General features: G+C 66.8%; 12 protein-coding genes. 5 read left to right on the top strand and 7 right to left on the bottom strand.

The window, feature by feature from the left end:
• Positions 1–39: 39 nt before the first annotated feature.
• Positions 40–864 carry a glycosyltransferase family 2 protein gene (locus B0G62_RS00495; RefSeq protein ID WP_103701496.1) on the top strand — a complete coding sequence of 275 codons (825 nt, stop codon included), beginning with the start codon at positions 40–42 and terminating at the stop codon, positions 862–864.
• A gap of 70 nt (positions 865–934) precedes the next feature.
• Here the strand turns inward: B0G62_RS00495 and dnaE are convergent, their stop codons facing one another.
• A complete protein-coding gene (gene dnaE, locus B0G62_RS00500) occupies positions 935–4,516 on the bottom strand; it encodes a DNA polymerase III subunit alpha (RefSeq protein WP_103701498.1) in 3,582 nt (1,193 codons plus the stop codon).
• A gap of 250 nt (positions 4,517–4,766) precedes the next feature.
• Here dnaE and B0G62_RS00505 point away from each other — a divergent pair, with 250 nt between their 5' ends.
• Together B0G62_RS00505 and gluQRS are read left to right on the top strand one after the other, a co-directional pair.
• A complete protein-coding gene (locus B0G62_RS00505) occupies positions 4,767–5,651 on the top strand; it encodes a sulfurtransferase (protein ID WP_103701500.1) in 885 nt (294 codons plus the stop codon).
• An 18-nt stretch (positions 5,652–5,669) separates the two neighbouring features.
• On the top strand, positions 5,670–6,590 hold the full coding sequence (gene gluQRS, locus B0G62_RS00510; protein WP_103701502.1) for a tRNA glutamyl-Q(34) synthetase GluQRS: 921 nt from the start codon (positions 5,670–5,672) through the stop codon (positions 6,588–6,590).
• 78 nt (positions 6,591–6,668) lie between these two features.
• On the opposite strand, the gene B0G62_RS00515 is transcribed toward gluQRS, so the two are convergent.
• The 6 genes from B0G62_RS00515 to purT all read right to left on the bottom strand — a co-directional run bounded on the left by B0G62_RS00515 (position 6,669) and on the right by purT (position 14,187).
• Positions 6,669–8,192 carry a DEAD/DEAH box helicase gene (locus tag B0G62_RS00515; RefSeq protein WP_103701504.1) on the bottom strand — a complete coding sequence of 508 codons (1,524 nt, stop codon included), beginning with the start codon at positions 8,190–8,192 and terminating at the stop codon, positions 6,669–6,671.
• 531 nt (positions 8,193–8,723) lie between these two features.
• Complete coding sequence (locus tag B0G62_RS00520; RefSeq protein ID WP_103702838.1) at positions 8,724–10,160, bottom strand: aldehyde dehydrogenase family protein; 1,437 nt, start codon at positions 10,158–10,160, stop codon at positions 8,724–8,726.
• Between the two features lie 134 nt (positions 10,161–10,294).
• Positions 10,295–11,941, bottom strand: a complete 1,647-nt coding sequence (locus B0G62_RS00525) for an acetolactate synthase large subunit (protein WP_103701506.1) — start codon at positions 11,939–11,941, stop codon at positions 10,295–10,297.
• A gap of 160 nt (positions 11,942–12,101) precedes the next feature.
• The gene (locus B0G62_RS00530) at positions 12,102–12,524 is read right to left on the bottom strand and encodes an MliC family protein (protein ID WP_103701508.1); all 423 of its coding nucleotides are present in this window, start codon (positions 12,522–12,524) and stop codon (positions 12,102–12,104) included.
• 65 nt (positions 12,525–12,589) lie between these two features.
• A complete protein-coding gene (locus B0G62_RS00535; protein WP_103701510.1) occupies positions 12,590–12,790 on the bottom strand; it encodes a DUF6726 family protein in 201 nt (66 codons plus the stop codon).
• 167 nt (positions 12,791–12,957) lie between these two features.
• Positions 12,958–14,187, bottom strand: coding sequence for a formate-dependent phosphoribosylglycinamide formyltransferase (gene purT / locus B0G62_RS00540; protein WP_103701512.1), 1,230 nt, complete (start codon positions 14,185–14,187; stop codon positions 12,958–12,960).
• A gap of 290 nt (positions 14,188–14,477) precedes the next feature.
• On the opposite strand from purT, the gene B0G62_RS00550 reads away from it, so the two are divergent.
• Positions 14,478–15,095 (top strand): META domain-containing protein, encoded by a 618-nt coding sequence (locus tag B0G62_RS00550; RefSeq protein WP_103701516.1) that lies wholly within the window; start codon positions 14,478–14,480, stop codon positions 15,093–15,095.
• A gap of 220 nt (positions 15,096–15,315) precedes the next feature.
• The gene (locus B0G62_RS00555) at positions 15,316–20,316 is read left to right on the top strand and encodes an FtsK/SpoIIIE family DNA translocase (RefSeq protein ID WP_103701518.1); all 5,001 of its coding nucleotides are present in this window, start codon (positions 15,316–15,318) and stop codon (positions 20,314–20,316) included.
• The last annotated feature ends 57 nt before the right edge of the window (positions 20,317–20,373 follow it).

Below are 20,373 nucleotides of genomic sequence, written 5' to 3' on the forward strand. Positions count from 1 at the left end.
TTGCGTTTTCTCCTCAGAATCAGAACAGGCGTCCACTCCATGTCCGACGGACTTTCCCCGACCCGCTCAAGGCCCGAGGCCCACGGCACGCCGCCCGCCACGCTTTCCGTGATCGTGGTGGCGATGAACGAGGCGCACGACATCGGCGAATGTCTCGAATCGGTGCGCGGGCTCGCGATGGAAACCATCGTGTTCGATTCCGGTAGCACCGACGGCACGCCCGAACTCTGCCGCCGGCTCGGCGCGCGCGTGTTCGAGACCGACTGGCCCGGCGACGGCCCGCAAAAGAACCGCGCGCTCGTCGAAGCACGCGGCGACTGGGTCATCTGCCTGGACGCCGACGAGCGCCTGAGCCCCGAGCTGCGCACCGAAATCGCCGCGCTGCTCGCCCAGGGCACGGCGCATAACGCCTTCAGCACGCCGCGCCGCTCCAGCTTCTGCGGGCGCTTCATGAATCATTCGGGCTGGTGGCCCGACCGCATCGAGCGCCTGTTCCGGCGCGGCAGCGCGCGCTTCACCGACGTGCGCACGCACACGCACCTGGAAATCGAGGGCACGATTGGCCGCCTCGACGGCCCGATCATCCATATCTCGATGCCGGATCTGCACGAGGCGCTGGAAAAGACCAACGCCTATTCGAGCGCCGGCGCGCTGACGATGTTTGAGGCCGGCAAGCGCTCGTCGCTCGCCAAGGCGCTCGGCAAGGGCTTCTGGGCGTTCTTCCGCACGTGGGTGATACGCGCGGGTTTTCTCGACGGCGCCGAAGGGCTGATGCTCGCGATCAATAACGCCGAAACGACGTATTACCGCTATGCCAAGCTCGCGCTGCTCACGCGCGACGGCAAGGTGGCGAAGAAGCGCTGAATGGGGCTTTGAGGATAAAAAAACGGGCGGCCTGGGCCGCCCGTTTTGCATTCCTGCACGCGATCGACGATCAGTACACGATCTCGATCGCGCTGCCCGCGAATTCGCCGCGCAGCGCCGCGAGCAGATCGTCGGTGGGCTTGACACGCCACGCGTCGCCCAGACGCACTTCGCCTTGCGCGCGCTCGTTGCGATAAACGATCTGCACCGCAAGGCCGTTCGGAATCACGGCCTGTTCGCGCTCGCGGCCACGTCCACCGAAGCCGCCACCGCCACCACCATCGCGACCGCCGCGCCCACGCGTCTCGACCACGGGCGCGGGCAGCGAGTCATCGGGCTTCGCGCGATGCGCTTCGAGCACCGAGCGCAGCGAGGCCGCGTCGGCGTTGCCGTTCATCTGCACCTTCACGGCCTGCGCGTAGCGGCTGCGCGCGCGCTCCAGATCCATCACCGTGTCCACCGTGAAGCGGATGCCGCCCGTGAACGCGTCGTTGCGCGCGCCGCCCTGCACGACCAGCAGCTCGTCTTCCTTGAAGAGCGCCTTGTGCGCCTCGTACTGCTCGTTGAACACGGTCACTTCGCACTGGCCAGTGCCGTCGTCGAGCAGCGCAATCAGCATCTTGCCGCGCTGGGTCATCTGCGTGCGCAGCGAGGCGATCACGCCCGCCACCAGCTTGTCGCGCCCCTCCTTCAGCTCGCCGATCTTCTGGCGTACGAAGCGACGCACCTCGTCCTTGTAGGCATCGAACAGGTGGCCCGACAGATAGAAGCCGAGCGCGCCCTTCTCCTCCTGGAGCTTGCGCTTCTCGTCCCACGCCGGTTCGTCGACGAGTTCGTGCGCGGCCAGCGGCGCGTCACCCATGTCGAAGAGACCCGCCTGCATGGCGTTGGCGCTCGCCTGCTCGGCGGCTTCCATCGCCATCGGCACCGACGCGATCAACTGCGCGCGATTCGCGTGGATCGTGTCGAACGCCCCCGCACGGATCATCGCCTCGATCGTGCGGCGGTTCACGAGACGCCGGTCGATGCGCTCGCAGAAGTCGAACAGATCCTTGAACAGACCGCCTTCTTCGCGCGCGCGCAGGATTTCCTCGATGGCGTTCTGGCCGCTGCCCTTGATCGCGCCCAGACCGTAACGGATCGTGCGCGAACGCTTGCCTTCGGCCACATGCGCATCCGCAACCGGCTCGAAGCGGTACGCCGACGCGTTGACGTCCGGCGGCAGCACCTTGAGGTTGTTGGTCGCGCAGTCCTCGAAGAGGATCTTGACCTTGTCGGTGTCGTCCATGGCAAGCGACATATTCGCCGCCATGAATTCGGCCGGATGGTGCGCCTTGAGCCATGCCGTGTGATAGGCGAGCAACGCATACGCCGCCGCGTGCGACTTGTTGAAGCCGTAGCCCGCGAACTTTTCCATCAAGTCGAAGGTTTCGTCGGCTTTCTCGCGCGTGAGGCCGTTTTTCGCCGCGCCTTCCGCGAAAATCTCGCGGTGCTGGGCCATTTCCTCGGGCTTTTTCTTACCCATCGCGCGACGCAGCAAGTCGGCGCCGCCCAGCGAGTAGCCGCCGATGATCTGCGCCATCTGCATCACCTGCTCCTGATAGACCATGATGCCGTAGGTCTCTTTCAGAACAGGTTCGACGCGCGGGTCCGGATACTCCACCACTTCACGGCCGTGCTTACGCGCGCAGAAGCTCGGAATCAGGTCCATCGGGCCGGGACGATACAAGGCCACGAGCGCGATGATGTCCTCGAAGCGGTCAGGCTGCGCGTCCTTCAGCATGCCCTGCATGCCACGGCTTTCCAGCTGGAACACGGCGACCGTATTCGCTTTCTTGAGGATCTGGAACGACGCCGCGTCGTCGAGCGGCACGTCGGCGAGCGACCAGCCCTGCTTCGACGGATCGAGCCTGCGGATATAGCGCTCGGCCCAATCGAGAATCGTGAGCGTGGTCAGGCCCAGAAAGTCGAACTTCACGAGGCCGACGGCTTCCACGTCGTCCTTGTCGTACTGGCTCACGACGCCGCTTTCGTCGCCCTGGGTGTAGAGCGGGCAGAAGTCGGTGAGCTTGCCCGGCGCGATCAGCACGCCGCCCGCGTGCATGCCCACGTTACGCGTGAGCCCTTCCACGAGCTGCGCGAGGTCGAGCAGCTGGTGCACTTCGTCTTCGTTGTCGTAGCGCTCCTGCAGGAGCGGCTCTTCCTTCATCGCGTCGGCGATGGTGACGTGCTTGCCCGGCTTGAACGGAATCAGCTTGGCGACGCCGTCCGTGAAGTTGTAGCCGAGGTCGAGCACGCGGCCGATGTCGCGCACCGCCGCCTTCGCCGCCATCGTGCCGAAGGTGGCGATCTGCGAGACCGCATCCGCGCCGTACTTGTCCTTCACGTACTGGATGACGCGGTCGCGCCCGTGCTGGCAGAAGTCGATGTCGAAGTCGGGCATCGAGACGCGTTCCGGATTCAGGAAACGCTCGAACAGCAGGTTGTAGCGCAGCGGGTCCAGATCGGTAATACCGAGCGCGTACGCGACCAGCGAACCCGCGCCCGAACCCCGGCCCGGCCCCACCGGCACGCCGTTGTTCTTCGCCCAGTTGATGAAGTCCGCAACGATCAGGAAGTAGCCCGGGAAGCCCATCTTGATGATGGTCCCGCACTCGAAGTCCAGACGTTCGTTGTAGCGCGCGCGTTCGCTCTCGCGCTCCGCCTCGTTCGGATAAAGCTGCACGAGGCGCTTTTCCAGCCCTTCGCGCGACAGTTGCACGAGGTAGTCGTCGAGCGACATGCCGTCGGGCGTCGGGAAGAGCGGCAGCTTCGGCTTGCCGAGTTCGAGCGTCAGATTGCAGCGTTTGGCGATTTCGATCGTGTTGGCGAGCGCCGAGGGAATGTCCGCGAACAGCGCGGCCATTTCGTCCTGGGTGCGAAAACGCTGATCGGTCGTGAAGCGCTTCTGGCGGCGCGGATTCGCGAGGATGTCACCCTCCGAGATACACACGCGCGCTTCGTGCGCGGTGTATTCCTCGTGCGTCATGAACTGCATCGGGTGCGTGGCGACCACCGGCAGTTGCAGCTCGGCCGCCAGTGCGACGGCCTGCTCGATATATTGCTCGCCGCCCGGCTGGCCGCAGCGTTGCAGCTCGATGTAATAACTGTTCGGGAACAACTTGGCCCAGCGCTGCGCATGGCGCTTCGCGCTTTCGACGTTGCCCGCCGCGAGGGCGAGACCCACATCGCCCAGTTGCGCGCCCGAGATCGCGAGCAGCCCTTCGCTCAGGCCGGCTTCGAGCCAGGCGACGTCGATTTCCGCGCGACCGCGATGCTGGTTCGTGAGCCACGCCTTGGAAAGCAGTTCGCACAGATTCAGATAACCGACCTTGTCCTTCACGAGCAGCAAAAGGCGCGAAGGTTTGTCGCGGTCATCCGGATTCATGATCCAGACGTCGCAGCCGGCAATGGGTTTGACCCCTTTGCCACGGGCTTCCGAATAAAAACGAACGAGGCCGAATGCGTTGCCGAGGTCGGTGAGCGCGAGCGCGCCCTGACCGTCTTTGGCCGCCGCCTTGACGAGGTCGTCGAGACGCACGATGCCGTCGGCAATCGAGAATTCGGAGTGGACGCGGAGATGGACGAAGCGGGGATCTGACATGGGCGTCATTGTACCTCTACGGTCAGGCGTTTTTTGCCGCCGGCGGCGCGTGCAAAGCAGTTTGGGCGTGGGGCAAAGATGTGGCAAAGGTGCGGCAAGCGCAGCGGGAGAACTTGCGCGCCGTCAGCGCAGCGCGACAATCTCGCGGGCAAGTCAACGCGCTGCAGGCGCCTCGCCGCCCGGTTGAGGGATAATAGCGGATTGCGCCCGCCGCACAGCACGCGGGCTCCTCCGATTCAGCTTTGAGTGTTTGTTGGCCATGCGTATCCTCAACCTTTCCTCCTACCAGTTCGCCACGCTCGACAAGACCGCCGAATGGCGTCCGCTCGTGCTCGCGCGCTGCAATGAACTCGACTTGCGGGGCACGATCCTGCTCGCGCCCGAAGGCATCAACCTGTTCGTCGCCGGTCTTGAGGCGAACGTGCGCGCCTTCATGGACTACGTGCGTACCGACCCGCTTTTCGAAGGCAAATTCGCCACGCTGCAGTTCAAGGAAAGCTTTTCCGAGGATCGCCCCTTCAATCGCATGCTCGTGCGTCTGAAGCGCGAAATCATCACGATGAAAAAGCCCGCGATCCGTCCCGAGGAAGGCCGCGCGCCTTCGGTCGCGCCGGTCGTGCTTAAGGCATGGCTCGACCGCGGCTTCGACGATGAAGGCCGTCCCGTCGTCATGCTCGACACGCGCAACGACTTCGAGATCGACGTAGGCACCTTCAACAAGGCGCTCGACTACCGTCTGACGAAATTCAGCGAATTCCCCGGCGTGATCGAGGCGAACCGCGCCGATCTCGAAGGCAAGACCGTGGTGTCGTTCTGCACGGGCGGCATCCGCTGCGAAAAGGCCGCGATCCACATGAAGGAAGTGGGGATCGAGCACGTGTATCAGCTCGAAGGCGGCATCCTGAAGTATTTCGAGGAAGTCGGCGGCGCGCACTACAACGGCGACTGCTTCGTGTTCGACCAGCGCACCGCGCTCAATCCGCAACTCGAACCGACCGACACGGTGCAGTGCTTCGCGTGCCGCGCCGTCGTCACGGCTGCCCAGCAGGCATCGCCGCTCTATGAAGTGGGTAAAAGCTGCCCGGCGTGCCATCCGGCGCGCACTCGGGGCACGGACACGGCCGCAGCGGCGCACGCTGCTTAATCGGCAAGCGAGCGGCGCGTGAGCGCATCCGCCTCCGGCTATCGCGGGCGCTTCGCGCCCTCGCCCACCGGACCGTTGCATTTTGGCTCGCTCGTTTCGGCGCTCGCGAGCTGGCTCGATGCGCGCGCGCACGACGGCGCGTGGCTCGTGCGCATGGAAGATATCGACGGCCCGCGCACCGTGCCCGGCGCCGCCGCGGACATCCTCGCGACGCTCGAACGCTTCGGCTTTCACGCCGACGAACCGCCCGTGTGGCAGAGCCGGCGCATCGGCCTGTATCGCGCGGCGCTGGACGCGCTGATCGCGTCGAACCACGTCTATCCGTGCGGCTGCACGCGCAAGGAAATCGCCGATTCGCAACTGCACGCGCACCGGCGCAACAGCACGCTGATCTACCCCGGCACCTGCCGCGACGGCCTGCACGGCAAGACCGCGCGCGCGTGGCGTCTGCGCGTGCCGGACGACGCGCCGCAGTGCGTCGACAACCCCGCGCTGATCCGCTTCGACGACCGCTGGCAAGGCCCGCAGCAACAGGACCTGGCTAGCGATGTCGGCGATTTCGTGTTGCTGCGCGCGGACGGTCAGTGGGCGTATCAACTGGCCGTGGTCGTGGACGACGCCGCGCAAGGCATCACGCATATCGTGCGCGGCGCGGATCTGCTCGATTCCACGGCGCGGCAGATCTGGCTGCAACAGTGCCTGAACGTGCCGACGCCCGCCTATCTCCACGTCCCTGTCGTCGCCAATGCCGATGGCGAAAAGCTCTCGAAGCAGACCGGCGCGCAGGCGCTCGATGCGTCGCGCCCGCTCGAAGCCTTGCTGGCAGCGGCCCGACACCTGGGACTCGATCTGCGCGATGCTGCGCCCGCCTCGCTCGACGCATTCCAGATCGACGCGATCGAAGCCTGGAAACGGCGTCTTGCGCACCTGCCCGCGTAAAAGCGCGGACGAAAAAAAACGGCGTGCCGGGTTTTCACCCCGCACGCCGTTTTTGCGTCTGGCGTCTGGAACGTCAGATCACGACGACGACGAAGGCGTCGGCTTGTTACGCCACGACGAACCCAGCCCGCCCAGCAGCGCGGCGAGCGGCTGCTTCGACGACTTCTGCGGCGCGCCAGCCGATGCGGCCGTGTTGTCCTCGGCCTTGCTGCGCGCGGCCGCCGACGGCTCGTAGGGCTTCAGGAAGAAGTCGTCGATGGGTTGCGAGCGGTGGTGATGCGGGCGCTCGAAGCTGCCCGTGCGGCGGTGACCCCGTTCGCCGCGTGCTTCGCGCGCCTCGCGGCCTTCACGCCCCTCGCGCTCGCCACGCGCCTCGCGGCCTTCGTGAGCGTCGCGCTCGCGGCGACGGCTGCCACCTTCGTGATGCGCCACCGGCGTATCGACCACCAGATGCTCGACCGTCAGCGGACGCTTGATGAGCTTCTCGATATCGGCCAGCTGCTTTTTCTCGTTCGGGCTGCACAGCGACAGCGCGTCGCCGGTCGCGCCCGCGCGGCCGGTTCGGCCGATACGGTGCACGTAGTCTTCGGCGCTGAACGGCAGGTCGAAGTTGATGACGGCAGGCAGTTCCGCGATGTCGAGACCGCGCGCGGCCACGTCGGTTGCGACCAGCGCCTCGATCTCGCCGCGCTTGAAGGCGTCGAGTGCCTGCATGCGCTCGTTCTGCGAGCGGTCGCCGTGAATCGCGGCGGCGACGATGCCGGCCTTCTCGATCTGGCGCGCAAGACGGCTCGCACCGATCTTGCTGTTGCAGAACACGATCACCTGCTTCAGACCGCGCGAACGGATCAGTTGCACGACCGCGCCAGTCTTGTCGCCCTCGGCAACTTCATAAACGATCTGCGTGACGTTCGCATTTGTCGAGTTGCTGCGCGCGACTTCGATGGTCTGCGGCGTGCGCAGATAGGTAGCGGCGAGCTTCTTGATTTCCGGCGAGAACGTGGCCGAAAACAGCAGCGTCTGACGCTCCTTCGGCAGCAGGTTCAGGATGCGCTGCAGATCGGGCAGGAAGCCCATGTCGAGCATGCGATCGGCTTCGTCGAGCACGAGCATCTGGACCTGGCCCAGATTCGTGGTCTTCTGCTGGACGTGATCGAGCAAACGGCCAGGTGTGGCGATCAGGATTTCCACGCCACGGCGCAGTTCGTCCGACTGCGGGTTCATGTCGACGCCGCCGAACACCACGGCGCTGCGCAGCGCCGTGTGTTGCGCGTAGGTGCGCACGTTGCTGGCGACCTGGTCGGCCAGTTCGCGCGTGGGCGTGAGGATCAGCGCGCGCACCGGATGGCGCGCGGGCGATGCGCTGGTGCTCGCCATCGGCAGCAGGCGTTGCAGGATCGGCAGCGAGAAACTCGCGGTCTTGCCGGTGCCGGTCTGGGCGGCGCCCATCACGTCACGGCCCGTGAGGACCACGGGAATCGCCTGCGCCTGGATCGGCGTGGGCGTCGTGTAGCCCTGCTCCTGGATCGCCTTGAGGATGTCGGGCGCGAGGCCGAACTGATCGAAGGTCGCAGTGCTGGGCTTGACGTCGGTGTCGGACATGGTGGGTTCGCTATAAAGGCGCTAGGCGCACGAGGCGCCATGCGCCTCAAATAATCACTGCGGAACTGCGGTGGTGCTGGCAGACGCTGCATGGCGCAGCGTTGCTCTGCCTGGATTGCCCGGGGCGACCGGCATGGCCGGTCGTGGCGGACAGCTTGCGGAACGGGCCGCTTGCGCTTACAGGAGCCGTCTGGACGGGGTGCGCCGGCTGGATGCCGCGCTCGACCCGCTCGTTTGCTCACTACGCTCACTGCGCTTGCCCGGTGAGGATCACCGTGGCTCGTTCCCTTATTTACGCGCCGATGTGGCGCGATGTTTCGCGATGTTGCATATCGGCCGCTTCGGTCGATACCGGCGTTGCGCGGGCGCAATCCGGCGAAAGGCCGGTATTGTAGCACCCCGGCATAAATCCCTATGGCCCCAAGGGCGGCCTTCTGCAACGGCGCGGCGCTTCTGGTCGGCCCCTTTTTCCTTTTGGGGCGTGTCATACCCGCAGCGCCGCCCTGCCCCGCATTCGCCGGCCTTACCGCTTCACCACGTCTGGCGCATCACCATGAGCCGCAGCTCGGTCATATCCTCGATGGCGTAGCGCACGCCCTCACGGCCCAGTCCCGAATCCTTCACGCCGCCATACGGCATGTTATCGACACGAAATGACGGAATATCGTTGATGACCACGCCGCCCACATCCAGTTCATCCCACGCGCGATGGGCGTTGGCGAGCGAATCGGTGAACACGCCCGCCTGCAGGCCGAAGTCGCTGTCGTTGACCGTCTCCAGCGCCGCGCCGAAATCCGTGAAACGTTCGAGGATCGCCACCGGCCCGAAGGCCTCGCGCCGGTAAAGGTCGGTGTCGCGGCCCACATCCTCCAGCAGCGTGGCCTCGAACATCGCGCCGTCCACCTGGCCGCCCGCGATGATTTTCGCGCCCGCCAGCACCGCGCTCTCCATCCAGCCCGCGAGGCGCTTCGACTCCGATTCCGAGATCATCGGCCCGACGAAGGTTTTTTCGTCTTTCGGATCGCCCATTTTCAGCGTCTTGACCTTGGCGATCAGCTTGTCGCGCAGCGCGTCGTAGAGCGACGCGTGCACCAGAATGCGCTGCACGCCGATACAGCTTTGCCCCGACTGGTAGTACGCGCCGAAGGCGAGCCGCTCCACCACGTAGTCGAGCTTCCCGCCCTGATCGGCATCGACGATGGCCGCCGCATTGCCGCCCAGTTCCAGCACCACCTTCTTCTTGCCGGCCTTCTTCTTGAGATCCCAGCCGACCGCGGGCGAGCCCGTGAACGACAGCAGCTTGAAGCGTTCGTCGGTGGTGAAGAGATCGGCGCCGTCGCGATGCGCGGGCAGGATCGAGAACGCGCCCTTGGGCAAATCCGTTTCCGCCAGAATCTCGCCGATGATGAGCGCGCCCACCGGCGTGCGGCTTGCCGGCTTGAGCACGAAGGGCACGCCCGCCGCGAGCGCCGGCGCGACCTTGTGGGCGGCGAGATTCAGCGGGAAATTGAACGGCGAAATGAACGAGCACGGCCCGATCGGCACGCGTTTGACGTAACCGTGATAGCCCTTGGCGCGCGGCGAGATTTCCAGGTTCACGATCTCGCCGTCGATGCGCACGCTTTCCTCGGCGGCCACGCGGAACGTGTCGATCAGGCGCGTGACCTCGCCGCGCGAATCGTTGATCGGCTTGCCTGCCTCGATGCACAGCGCCATCGCCAGTTCGTCGAAGCGTTCGCGAAAGCGCGCGACGCAGTGGTCGATCACGGCCTGGCGCTTGAACGGCTGGTATGCGCGCAGCGCGGGCATCGCGGCCTGCGCGGCGGCGATGGCTTTATCGATGGCCTTCGCGTCGGCGAGCGCGACGCGCGTGGCGACCTCGCCGCTGTATTTGTCGGTGACTTCGAGATCGGTGTTGGCGGCGACGGCTTCGTTCGCCAGATAGTACGGATATGTCGGTTTGAGCATGACGCGTTCTCCGTCAAAGACGCGGCGCGCCACGCCGGATCCGGTCATGTCGCGCCGATAATCATCGTGCAGCGCAGGCACGCGCAAGGTGCGCGCCCGCGTGCGAGATTCATCGCTTTGTTAATCCTCAAATCTCACAATTGCGCGCTCAGGCGCTTGATCTCGCGGTTGAGCACGCGCTCGTTGTCCGAATAATCGATGGGCACGTCGATCACATGCACGCCCGGCTCGGCGAAACACTTCGCGATCAGCGGCCCGAGTTCGCCCGCCGCGCCCACGCGATGCCCGTGCGCGCCGTAGCTGCGCGCGTAATCGACGAAATCGGGGTTCTGCAGCGTCATGCCGTAATCGGGGAAATTCATGTTTTCCTGCTTCCAGCGGATCATGCCGAAGGCGTCGTCGCGCAACAGCAGCACGACGATGTCGAGCTTCAGGCGCACCGCCGTCTCCAGTTCCTGCGAATTCATCATGAAGCCGCCGTCGCCGCACACGGCCACCACCTTGCGCTCGGGATGCACGATCTTCGTCGCGATCGCCGAGGGCAGCCCCGCGCCCATCGACGCCAGCGCGTTGTCGAGCAGCACCGAATTCGGCTCGCGCGCCCGGTAGTAGCGCGCGAACCAGATCTTGTACATGCCGTTATCGAGACACAGGATGCCGTCCTCGGGCATCGCGTGATAGACGTCGTGCACGAGCCGCACCGGATAGACCGGAAAACGCTCGTCGTGCTGGCCTTTGGCGAGATGCGCGTCGAAGTGGCGCTTGATCTCCGTAAAGCGCGCGAAGTCCCATTCGTGCTCGCGCGGCTTGAGGGCTTCTTTCAGTTGCCACACCGCGTTGGCGATATCGCCCACCACCTCGATCTGCGGAAAATAGACCGGATCGACCTCGGCGCCGAGGAAGTTCACGTGGATCACCGTCCTGCCTTCGGCGCTGCGCATGAAGAACGGCGGCTTTTCGATCACGTCATGGCCGACGTTGATGATGCAGTCGGCGTGCTCGATCGCGCGATGCACGAAGTCGCCGTCCGACAGCGTGGCGTTGCCCAGCCACAGCGGATGCGATTCGTCGATCACGCCCTTGCCCATCTGCGTCGTGAAAAACGGGATGCCGGTCTGATCGACGAATTCGCGCAGCACGTTGCGCGTGGTCTTGCGGTTGCCGCCCGCGCCGATCATCAAAAGCGGATGACGCGCCGAACAGATCGCCGCGACCGCGTGCGCGACCGCTTTTTCCTCGGCGATCGGGCGGCGGCTGAAGCTCTTGGGAATGGGTTTGCCGTCGCCCTCTTCGTCGGCGACGTCCTCGGGCAGTTCCAGATGGACCGCGCCGGGCCGCTCCTGCTCAGCCTGACGGAACGCCTCGCGCACGAGCGCCGGAATATTGCCGATGGACACGATCTGGCGCGCGTACTTGGTGAGCGGCTCCATCATGCGCACCACGTCGACGATCTGGAAATGGCCCTGCTTGCTGGATTTGATGGGCTTTTGCCCCGTGACCATCAGCATCGGCATGCCGCCGAGCTGCGCGTAGGCGGCGGCGGTCACGAAGTTGGTCGCGCCGGGACCGAGCGTGGCGAGGCACACGCCGGTGCGCCCCGTCAGCCGGCCATAAGTGGCGGCCATGAAGCCGGCGGCCTGTTCGTGGCGCGTGACGATCAGGCGGATCTTCGAGCGCCGCAGCGATTCCAGCAGATCGAGGTTTTCCTCGCCGGGGATGCCGAAGATGTATTCCACGCCCTCGGCTTCGAGCGCCCTCACGAACAGATCCGATGCCTTCATCGACCACCTCGCGGAAAAAGGTGCGAACGGTGCGAAAACGGGTAAGAAAGCGTCCGCCCAGCAGCCGACCTTCGCATGGCCGACAGATTACTCCGGCGCGGCGGATCGCGTCGTGAAGCGCGCAGTCCGCGAAAAGCGCGGCGAGTGCGGCAATCGGGCGTCAGCGCATGATCGTCGCGCAGCCCGCGACGAGGGGTTTCGCGTTGGGGTCGGCCATGGTGTCGTAGAGATCGGCGCCGGGGCCTTTGGTCCACCACGCGTAGCGATCGCCGACATACTTGACGCCCGACGCCGCGACCACGCCGACGAGCAGGATCTTGCGGCCGTCAACCGGCACCAGCGCGAAGCTCTGGCCGTTGGACGCGTTGAGATAGCTGACCTTGAAGGTCTTGCCGCTGGCGCAGGTGTAGCTGAAGGTATGACGCGACTGCACATGGATGTCGCGGATATCGAGCCCGTTGCCCGATGCCGCGTGCGCAGCCGGTGTAGCGATTGCCGCAAGCGCGCTGACAAAGGCCAGCGCCAACCGTTGGCGCGACGAAAAAAGACGGAAAGTGGCGACCCTGGCGCGGGCGTCGATCATGGCGTTCTCCTGGCGTGACATGCCTGTTAGCAGGGACAGCAGAATCCGCCGATGGCCCCGCAAGATCACGGATCGATCACATCGGCACAGGCATCGGTGGGCGCGGCCGCCACGTGACCGACGAGCGGCACGATCTTCAGCCCCGCCGACGCCACACGGCAAGGCGCCGCCGCCAGCCCGCAGCCCGACATCGCACCCGACATCGCACAAACGAGCGACACGGCGCCAATCCAGCGCACCAGACGAAACACACACAATCCACCCATACCTGCCTCCCTGCCCCTGCCGACACGATAACCCGCGATACGCCAGCCGCGTGTCGTAGATGCGCTCAGACGAGCGCGCGATTATTGGCTGCCCATCACGCGCGCAGCTTAAGCAAGATCAAGCCGCGCGCGCGTTGGGTACCACGACGAAGCCCTACCGCGCCGCCTCAGTCGTGGTTCGACGCATCGCCCGGCACCGGGCGCACCGCCGCCGCAGCGGCGCGTGCGCGCGCACGCGCTTCTTCGAGATCCGCGCCCGTCGCGAGCGCCACGCCCATGCGGCGCTTCACGAAGCTTTCCGGCTTGCCGAACAGGCGCAGGTCCGCGCCCGGCACGGCCAGCGCATCGGCGACGCCTTCGAAGGCGATGCCGCGCGCGTCCATGCCGCCGTAGATCACCGCCGACGCACCCGGACCGCGCGCCGTCGTATCGACGGGCAGGCCGAGAATCGCGCGCGCATGAAGCTCGAACTCCGAAAAACGCTGCGAAGCAAGCGTCACGAGCCCCGTGTCGTGCGGACGCGGACTGACTTCCGAGAACCACACTTCGTCGCCGCGCACGAACAGCTCGACGCCGAACAGGCCGCGCCCGCCGAGTGCTTCCGTGACCTTGTGCGCGATTTCGCGCGAGCGTTCGAGCGCCTTCGCGCTCATCGGCTGCGGCTGCCACGATTCGACGTAATCGCCGTCCACCTGCTTGTGGCCGATCGGGTCGCAGTAATACGTTTCGACCTGGCCGCTGCCCGGGTCCGTCGCGCGCACGGTCAGTTGCGTGATCTCGTATTCGAAGTCGATGAAACCCTCGACGATCACGCGGCCATGATTGACGCGACCGCCCGCGAGCGCGTATTGCCAGGCGTGCTCGACATCGGCGTCGCTGCGCAGCACCGACTGCCCCTTGCCCGACGACGACATCACCGGCTTCACCACGCACGGATAGCCCACCTTCGCGATGCCGGCCTTCAGCTCGTCGAGCGAATCGGCGAAGGCATAGGGCGAAGTGGGCAGCCCCAGTTCTTCGGCCGCGAGACGGCGGATGCCTTCGCGGTTCATCGTGAGCTGGGCGGCGCGCGCGGTGGGGATGACTTCGGCGACGCCTTCGGATTCGACCGCCGCCAGCGCGTCCGTGGCGATGGCCTCGATTTCCGGCACGACGAGGTGCGGGCGCTCGGCATCGATCAGCGCGCGCAGCGCCTTGGGATCCGCCATGTCGATCACGTGCGCGCGGTGCGCGACCTGGTGGCCGGGCGCGTTCTCGTAACGATCGACGGCGATCACCTCGACGCCGAGGCGCTGCAACGCGATGATCACTTCCTTGCCCAGCTCGCCAGCGCCGAGCAGCATGACACGGGTGGCGGAAGCGGAAAGCGGCGTGCCGATGCGGGGGCCGGTCTGCATGATGTCTCCAGAAATCACGGTAAAGAATGACGACGAAGCGCACGCGCTTCATGGGTGACGCACGAATGCGAAGAAGCGCTGATGTTAACACGCGCACCCATGCGTTTTGCCTGGCCGAATGGCCAACGCGTGCCCAATGCACGGCCAATGCACGGCCAATGCATGACCGGTACGCAAGCCGCGCGCGCCCCGCAATCGCGTGAAGAAGTCACCCTCTGGCGAACGTTTGCGCTCGCATGGCGTCTCATGGTGCGTTACGCTTACGCCTTCGCCAGTTACGAGGAAATGCGATGTCCCACCGCTTGAGCACACGCCCCGCCAGGCACACGACGACGCGCCTGCTCGCGTCGCGCGCGGCGCCGCTCGCGGCCGCCATCGGCGCAGCACTGATGCTTGCCGCGTGCAAGCTGCCGGTTCACCAGGACGCGTCCGCACCGGCACCCGATCCGTTCAATCCCGCCGCCACGCAATTGCTCGACAACACGCAATGGCAACTCGTCGAATGGAAACGCGCCGACGGAACGCTGCGCGCCATTCCAGCAGCGAACGCCGATGCGGGCGCGGCGGCCACGCCGGGAACCCGCCCGGTCACGCTCGACCTGTCCGCGGCTAACGGCCAGCGCCGCGCCAGCGGCTTCTCGGGCTGCAATCGCTACATGGGCCGCTATACGCTCAAGAGCGGCCTGCTGTCGTTCGATCAGCTCGCGGGCACGCGCATGGCGTGCATCGGCGCGGGCGGGGAGATCGAAGGTCCGTACCTCGACGCGCTCGCGCATATCGCCCGCACCGGCGTGCAGATGCGCTCGCCGCAGGCGCTGCTGCTGATCCTCGAAAACGGCGATCATCTGAGCTTCGCGCAGACAGGTGCCAGCGTCCCGGCGGCCGCATCCGCGACGCAGGGCCAGTGACGCGGCGTACCGCCACGTAGCCGCGCGCTCACCTCGCGCGGCTGTTTTTTTGCTGTTGCTCCGCTGCTGCTCTTTTTGCGTACGCTTTCTGGCCGATTCTCCGCTGCTTCCCTGACAGCGCCCCCGCCACTGCGGCGCCGCGACAACGCGCATGGCGGCGCACCAGGGTCGAGCGGTTACACTCGACATCCTGCCCAAACTTTCATCGTAGATCTCTGGCATGCACACGGTAGTTCCTGGCTGGTTCGGCTTATCGGCCGTCTGGTTCATCCCTCTGATCTGGCGTCTCGTGAAGTCGGTGCTGCCCGGCGGCGCGGGCTTGCGCGGGCCCGGCACGATCCGGCTGTGGCTCGGCTTTTTCTGCGTGCTGCTGTCGAGTTGCGCGCTTGAGGCCTCCCTCCTCCACATCGGCGGTTTCGACGCCCTCGGCCACGCAATCGCGGACGGCCTCGGCAAGCTGATCGGCCACGTCGCCGCGCCGCTTGCCGTCGCGGCGCTGTTCTTCGTGAGCCTGCCCTGGCTCATCGACTTCCGCTGGCGCGACTTTTTCGTCTGGGCCGACGTGTCGCTCGGCCTGGGCCTGAATATTCGCCCCTCCCGCGACGACGACGATGACGGCGAGCGCGTCTCGCGCCGCAGCCGCCGCGCGGCGCAGGATGGCGCGAAGGCCTCGGGCGCCTCGTCGGGAATCAGTGCGGGCCTCGCCGGACTGGGCAGCCTCGGCAGCGCGCTGGGACTGGGCGGCGGCCTCGCGGCGGGCGACGGCCCGAATATCGGCTCCGGCGCCGGCACCCCCGTGCCGCACGACGACACGCGCCGCAAGCGTCCGACCGTCTGGCGTCCGCAGATGCCGGGCAAACGCGCGGCTGCGGGTGCGGCCACGGCAGCGGGTGCAGCCGCCGCCAACGCAGCGCCGGGCGCCGACGCCGCGCGCGGTACAGGTGTCGCGCCGATGGATAATTCCCCGTGGCGCAGCGAGCCGGATTTCGCTTCGCCGCCGCCAAGCCCCGCCGCAGCATGGGCGCGCAGTGAACCGACCGCGCCGCTCGGCTGGCTGCGCGAAGGTCAACCCGCCGCGCGCGCGCCGATGCCGTCCGCGCCGCAAACGGGCGCGATGGCTGGCGAGGCGCGGCGCGCGAGCGTCGGCGGCCCGAATGGCATGGCGTCGGCCTCCCCTTTCGCCGCCGATGTGCAACGCCAGGCGATGACGGGCCTCGGCGGTGTCGCGGTCGCCGCTGCTGGCGCGGGCGCGCAGGGCGCGGCGCTCGCCGGCACTGGCGCGGCTGCGGGCGGTGCGCCGTCGTGGCGCCTCGCGCCTGGGCGTCCCGCTTCAGGCGCAGCGACGCCCGGACTTTCGCCGATCCATTCGCAGGGCAGCGCGCCAATCCGCGCGCCCTCGATGCGGCCGCCCGCGCCGGTCGCGGCACAAGCCGCGCCGATGGCTTCGATGGCGTCCATGATGCCGCGCAGCCCCGTGCCGAACGCGCCGCATGTCCCGAACGCGGTCGATCCAATCGTTTCGCCCTACTCCAGTCCGGCCCCTGCGCGCCGTAGTGCGCCGCCGCCGGTCGCGGGCAGCACGGCCGCACGCGCGGCGGCAGCCGCAGCGCCGCAGCCGCGCCTCCAGGCGAAGCCCGCGCGGCCTTTCGTGTGGCCGACCAAAACGACGCCGAGCACCGCGCTGCGCACGCCGGCCACCATCAGCCCGCCGCTCAGTGCGCCGATCAGCGCGCCGCTGAGTGCTCCGATGGGTACGCCGATTGCCGAAGTCAGCCCGGTCGCGCCCGCCTACTCGCGCCCGGCGACGCCCGCAGCCGCCGCCCCGCAAGCGCCGCTGTCCTCCAGCGTGCTCGAAACGCTGCGCTCGATCGAGGAAAACGCCGCGCGCTGGACGTCGCTGGCCGGGGCGAGCCTCGCGCGCCGCAGTGGTGTCGAAGACACTGCCGCGCCAACCGAGGCGCCGGCTGAAGCCGATGCCCTCGCGCCTTTCACCCAGCCTGTTTCGTCTGTCTTGCACGAATCGCCCGAAGCGGAAGCCGATGCATCGACACCTGCCGGACACGCGCAATTTCCGCTGGCCGCGCCGCGGATTGCCTTGCCGGTTGACTCGATTGAATCGGTTAAATCGGTCGAAACGCTGGAACACAGCGAAGCCGTTGCGTCTGAAGAACCCGAAACGCCTGCCCAGGCACTCCTGGACACGTCAAGCGCCGCAGTTCATCGGCCCGTGCCGGAGACGCAGGACGCAACGGTGGCCGTACCCGAAGCCATTCAGGCCGAATCCGGACCCGCTGCGGTTACGCCGTTAGAAGCCGTAGAGCCGCCTGTCGAAACGACGCCACGCGCGGACAACACGCTGCCCGATTTCCTTATCGGCGCAGACGAGAACGCGCCCGCGTCAACGGAACCGACGCAGCCCGCCGCGCCCGTGGAAGCGTCGATCACCTGGCCGAGCTTCGACAAAGGGATGCCGTGGGTTCTGCTCGATGACGAGCCCGTCGAGGCCGTGGCCGACGAAACCGCCATCGCCTCACCCGCGCAGCTCGATTCGACGCACGCAGATGGGGTAGCACAAGCGCCGGCGCACGAAGTCACGCCGCAGGCACAGGCCATCGAAAGCACCAGCAACATCGTACGTTTCCCGCGCCTCGCGTCGGCACCCGTGCCTGTCGCGCAGCCCGAAGAGGAAATCGAACCCCCGGTAGCCGAGCCGCAAGACGCGCACGAACCGGACACGCGCTTCGTGACGCCGCAGCCCGAAGCTGCCGAAACGCACGTCCCTGCCGTCGACGAATTCACCGCCGCGTTCAGCGCGGCGCTGCCGACATTCATCGCCAGGGCCGCCGCCGAGGAGGAAGCGAAAGCCGCCGACGAAGCGCTCGTGCCTGCTGAAACGCCTGCTGAAACCCCGGCAATCGCCGAGGCAATCCGCGACGAAGTCCGGCTGGAAAGCGTCGTCGCGACAGCCGCGCCGACGCAGCACGAGGAAACGCCCGCGATCGAAGCGGCACCGGTAGAACCCGAGCCTGAGCATCCCCCTGTCGTCGAGACCGCGCACGCGGCGTCGGCTCCGGTCGAGAACGTGCCTGTTGCCGCACCGGCCGAATCGCAACCCGCAACGGCGCCATTCGACATCGCCGCGATGGTGACGCCGACCGTCGCCAGTGAGGCAATCGGCACGATTGCACCGGCCATGGACGCGGCACAAACCGTTGCAGCCGCAACCGGCGCGATGACGCCTGCGCCCGCCGCCGCGAGCACGAGCGAAGCCGTTGAAGTCGAACCGGCGATGCCGGCGTGGCACATGCCCATCGTGCAGTTGCCTGCCGCACCCGCACCCGTGCCGAATCTGCCGGTCGTGCCGGTCGCGCCGCCGTGGGAGCCAGCTCTCACACCGGCGTCGGCGCCCTTCGTGCCCGCCGCGCCGATCGAGGCGGCCCCGCTCGCGCCCGTTCCGGCAGCGCCTGCATGGCACCTTCCGGCAGAGCCGATCGCAGGGGCCAGCTTCGCGCCGATTGCCCCCATCGCCGCGCCCGCGCCAGCCGCAACCCTCACGCCGCCGTGGGAGCAAACGCAGGCACCGACGCCCGCCATCGCGCCCACGGCCTTCGCGAGCGCCGCGCCAATCGAGGCAGCAACACCGGCCCTATCCCCTGCGCCTGCGCCGGCACCCGAACCCGCGCGCCCGCCCGTGCGCGGTCACGCGCCGACGTCGTTCGAATTCCAGCCGCTCAGCGCCTCGGCGGTCGAGCTTCCCGGCTTCGATCTGCTTGAGCCGTCCTCGGCCGAAATCGAATACGTCTCCGAAGAAAAGCTCGCCGAAACCAGCCAGTTGATCGAGCAGCGCCTGCAGGAATTCAAGGTGCCGGTCACGGTGGTCGGCGCCTCGGCGGGGCCGGTCATCACGCGCTTCGAAGTCGAGCCTGCGCTCGGCGTGCGCGGCAGCCAGATCGTCGGCTTGATGAAGGATCTCTCGCGCGGCCTCGGCCTCACGTCGATCCGCGTGGTCGAGACGATTCCCGGCAAAACCTGCATGGGTCTCGAATTGCCGAACGCCAAACGCCAGATGATCCGCCTGTCCGAGATCCTCGAATCGACGCCGTATCAGCGCTCGCAATCGAAGCTCACGATCGCGCTCGGCAAGGACATCGTCGGGCATCCGATCGTCACGGACCTCGCCAAGGCGCCGCACATGCTCGTTGCGGGCACGACCGGTTCGGGCAAGTCGGTGGCGATCAACGCGATGATCCTCTCGCTGCTCTACAAGGCGACGCCCGAGGACGTGCGCCTCATCATGATCGACCCGAAGATGCTGGAGCTTTCCGTCTACGAAGGCATTCCGCATCTGCTCGCGCCGGTGGTCACCGACATGAAGCTCGCGGCCAACGCGCTCAACTGGTGCGTCGGAGAAATGGAGAAGCGTTACCGGCTGATGTCGGCCGTGGGCGTGCGCAATCTCGCGGGCTTCAACCAGAAGATCCGCGACGCCGAAGCGAACGAGCGCAAGATCGGCAACCCGTTCTCGCTCACGCCCGAGGCGCCCGAGCCGCTTTCGGCGCTGCCGATGATCGTCGTGGTGATCGACGAACTGGCCGACCTGATGATGGTCGCGGGCAAGAAGATCGAAGAGCTGATCGCGCGTCTCGCGCAAAAGGCGCGCGCGGCGGGCATCCACCTGATTCTCGCGACGCAGCGGCCTTCGGTGGACGTCATCACGGGTCTCATCAAGGCGAACATCCCCACACGCGTGGCGTTCCAGGTGTCGTCGAAGATCGACTCGCGCACGATTCTGGACCAGATGGGCGCCGAATCGCTGCTCGGCCAGGGCGATATGCTGTTCCTGCCGCCGGGAACGGGCTACCCGCAGCGCGTGCACGGCGCGTTCGTCGCCGACGAGGAAGTGCATGCCGTAGTGGAGTATCTGAAGCAGTTCGGCGAGCCGGAATACGTCGAAGGCATCCTCGACGGCCCGGCTTCCGAAGGCGCGCCGCAGGATCTGTTCGGCGAGTCGCCCGAGGCGGAAGCCGATCCGCTCTACGACGAGGCCGTGGCCTTCGTCGTGCGCACGCGGCGGGCGTCGATTTCGTCGGTGCAGCGTCAGTTGCGCATCGGCTACAACCGCGCCGCGCGTCTGGTCGAACAGATGGAGGCGGCCGGCCTCGTCTCGCCGATGGGCATCAACGGCAGCCGCGAAGTGCTCGTGCCGGGTCAGCCCGAGTAAGCATCAAGTCACGTTGTCTCAAACGAAAAACGCCGCGCGGAATTGATCCGCGCGGCG

Source organism: Paraburkholderia eburnea, from assembly GCF_002917095.1.
GTDB lineage: Bacteria > Pseudomonadota > Gammaproteobacteria > Burkholderiales > Burkholderiaceae > Paraburkholderia > Paraburkholderia eburnea.

What these genes read in the sequence shown, in the direction of transcription:
- B0G62_RS00495 (WP_103701496.1), top strand. Translation starts at nt 40, where the DNA reads ATGTCCGACGGACTTTCCCCGACCCGCTCAAGGCCCGAGGCCCACGGC.
- dnaE (WP_103701498.1), bottom strand. Translation starts at nt 4,516, where the DNA reads ATGACGCCCATGTCAGATCCCCGCTTCGTCCATCTCCGCGTCCACTCC.
- B0G62_RS00505 (WP_103701500.1), top strand. Translation starts at nt 4,767, where the DNA reads ATGCGTATCCTCAACCTTTCCTCCTACCAGTTCGCCACGCTCGACAAG.
- B0G62_RS00515 (WP_103701504.1), bottom strand. Translation starts at nt 8,192, where the DNA reads ATGTCCGACACCGACGTCAAGCCCAGCACTGCGACCTTCGATCAGTTC.
- B0G62_RS00520 (WP_103702838.1), bottom strand. Translation starts at nt 10,160, where the DNA reads ATGCTCAAACCGACATATCCGTACTATCTGGCGAACGAAGCCGTCGCC.
- B0G62_RS00525 (WP_103701506.1), bottom strand. Translation starts at nt 11,941, where the DNA reads ATGAAGGCATCGGATCTGTTCGTGAGGGCGCTCGAAGCCGAGGGCGTG.
- B0G62_RS00530 (WP_103701508.1), bottom strand. Translation starts at nt 12,524, where the DNA reads ATGATCGACGCCCGCGCCAGGGTCGCCACTTTCCGTCTTTTTTCGTCG.
- B0G62_RS00535 (WP_103701510.1), bottom strand. Translation starts at nt 12,790, where the DNA reads ATGGGTGGATTGTGTGTGTTTCGTCTGGTGCGCTGGATTGGCGCCGTG.
- purT (WP_103701512.1), bottom strand. Translation starts at nt 14,187, where the DNA reads ATGCAGACCGGCCCCCGCATCGGCACGCCGCTTTCCGCTTCCGCCACC.
- B0G62_RS00550 (WP_103701516.1), top strand. Translation starts at nt 14,478, where the DNA reads ATGTCCCACCGCTTGAGCACACGCCCCGCCAGGCACACGACGACGCGC.
- B0G62_RS00555 (WP_103701518.1), top strand. Translation starts at nt 15,316, where the DNA reads ATGCACACGGTAGTTCCTGGCTGGTTCGGCTTATCGGCCGTCTGGTTC.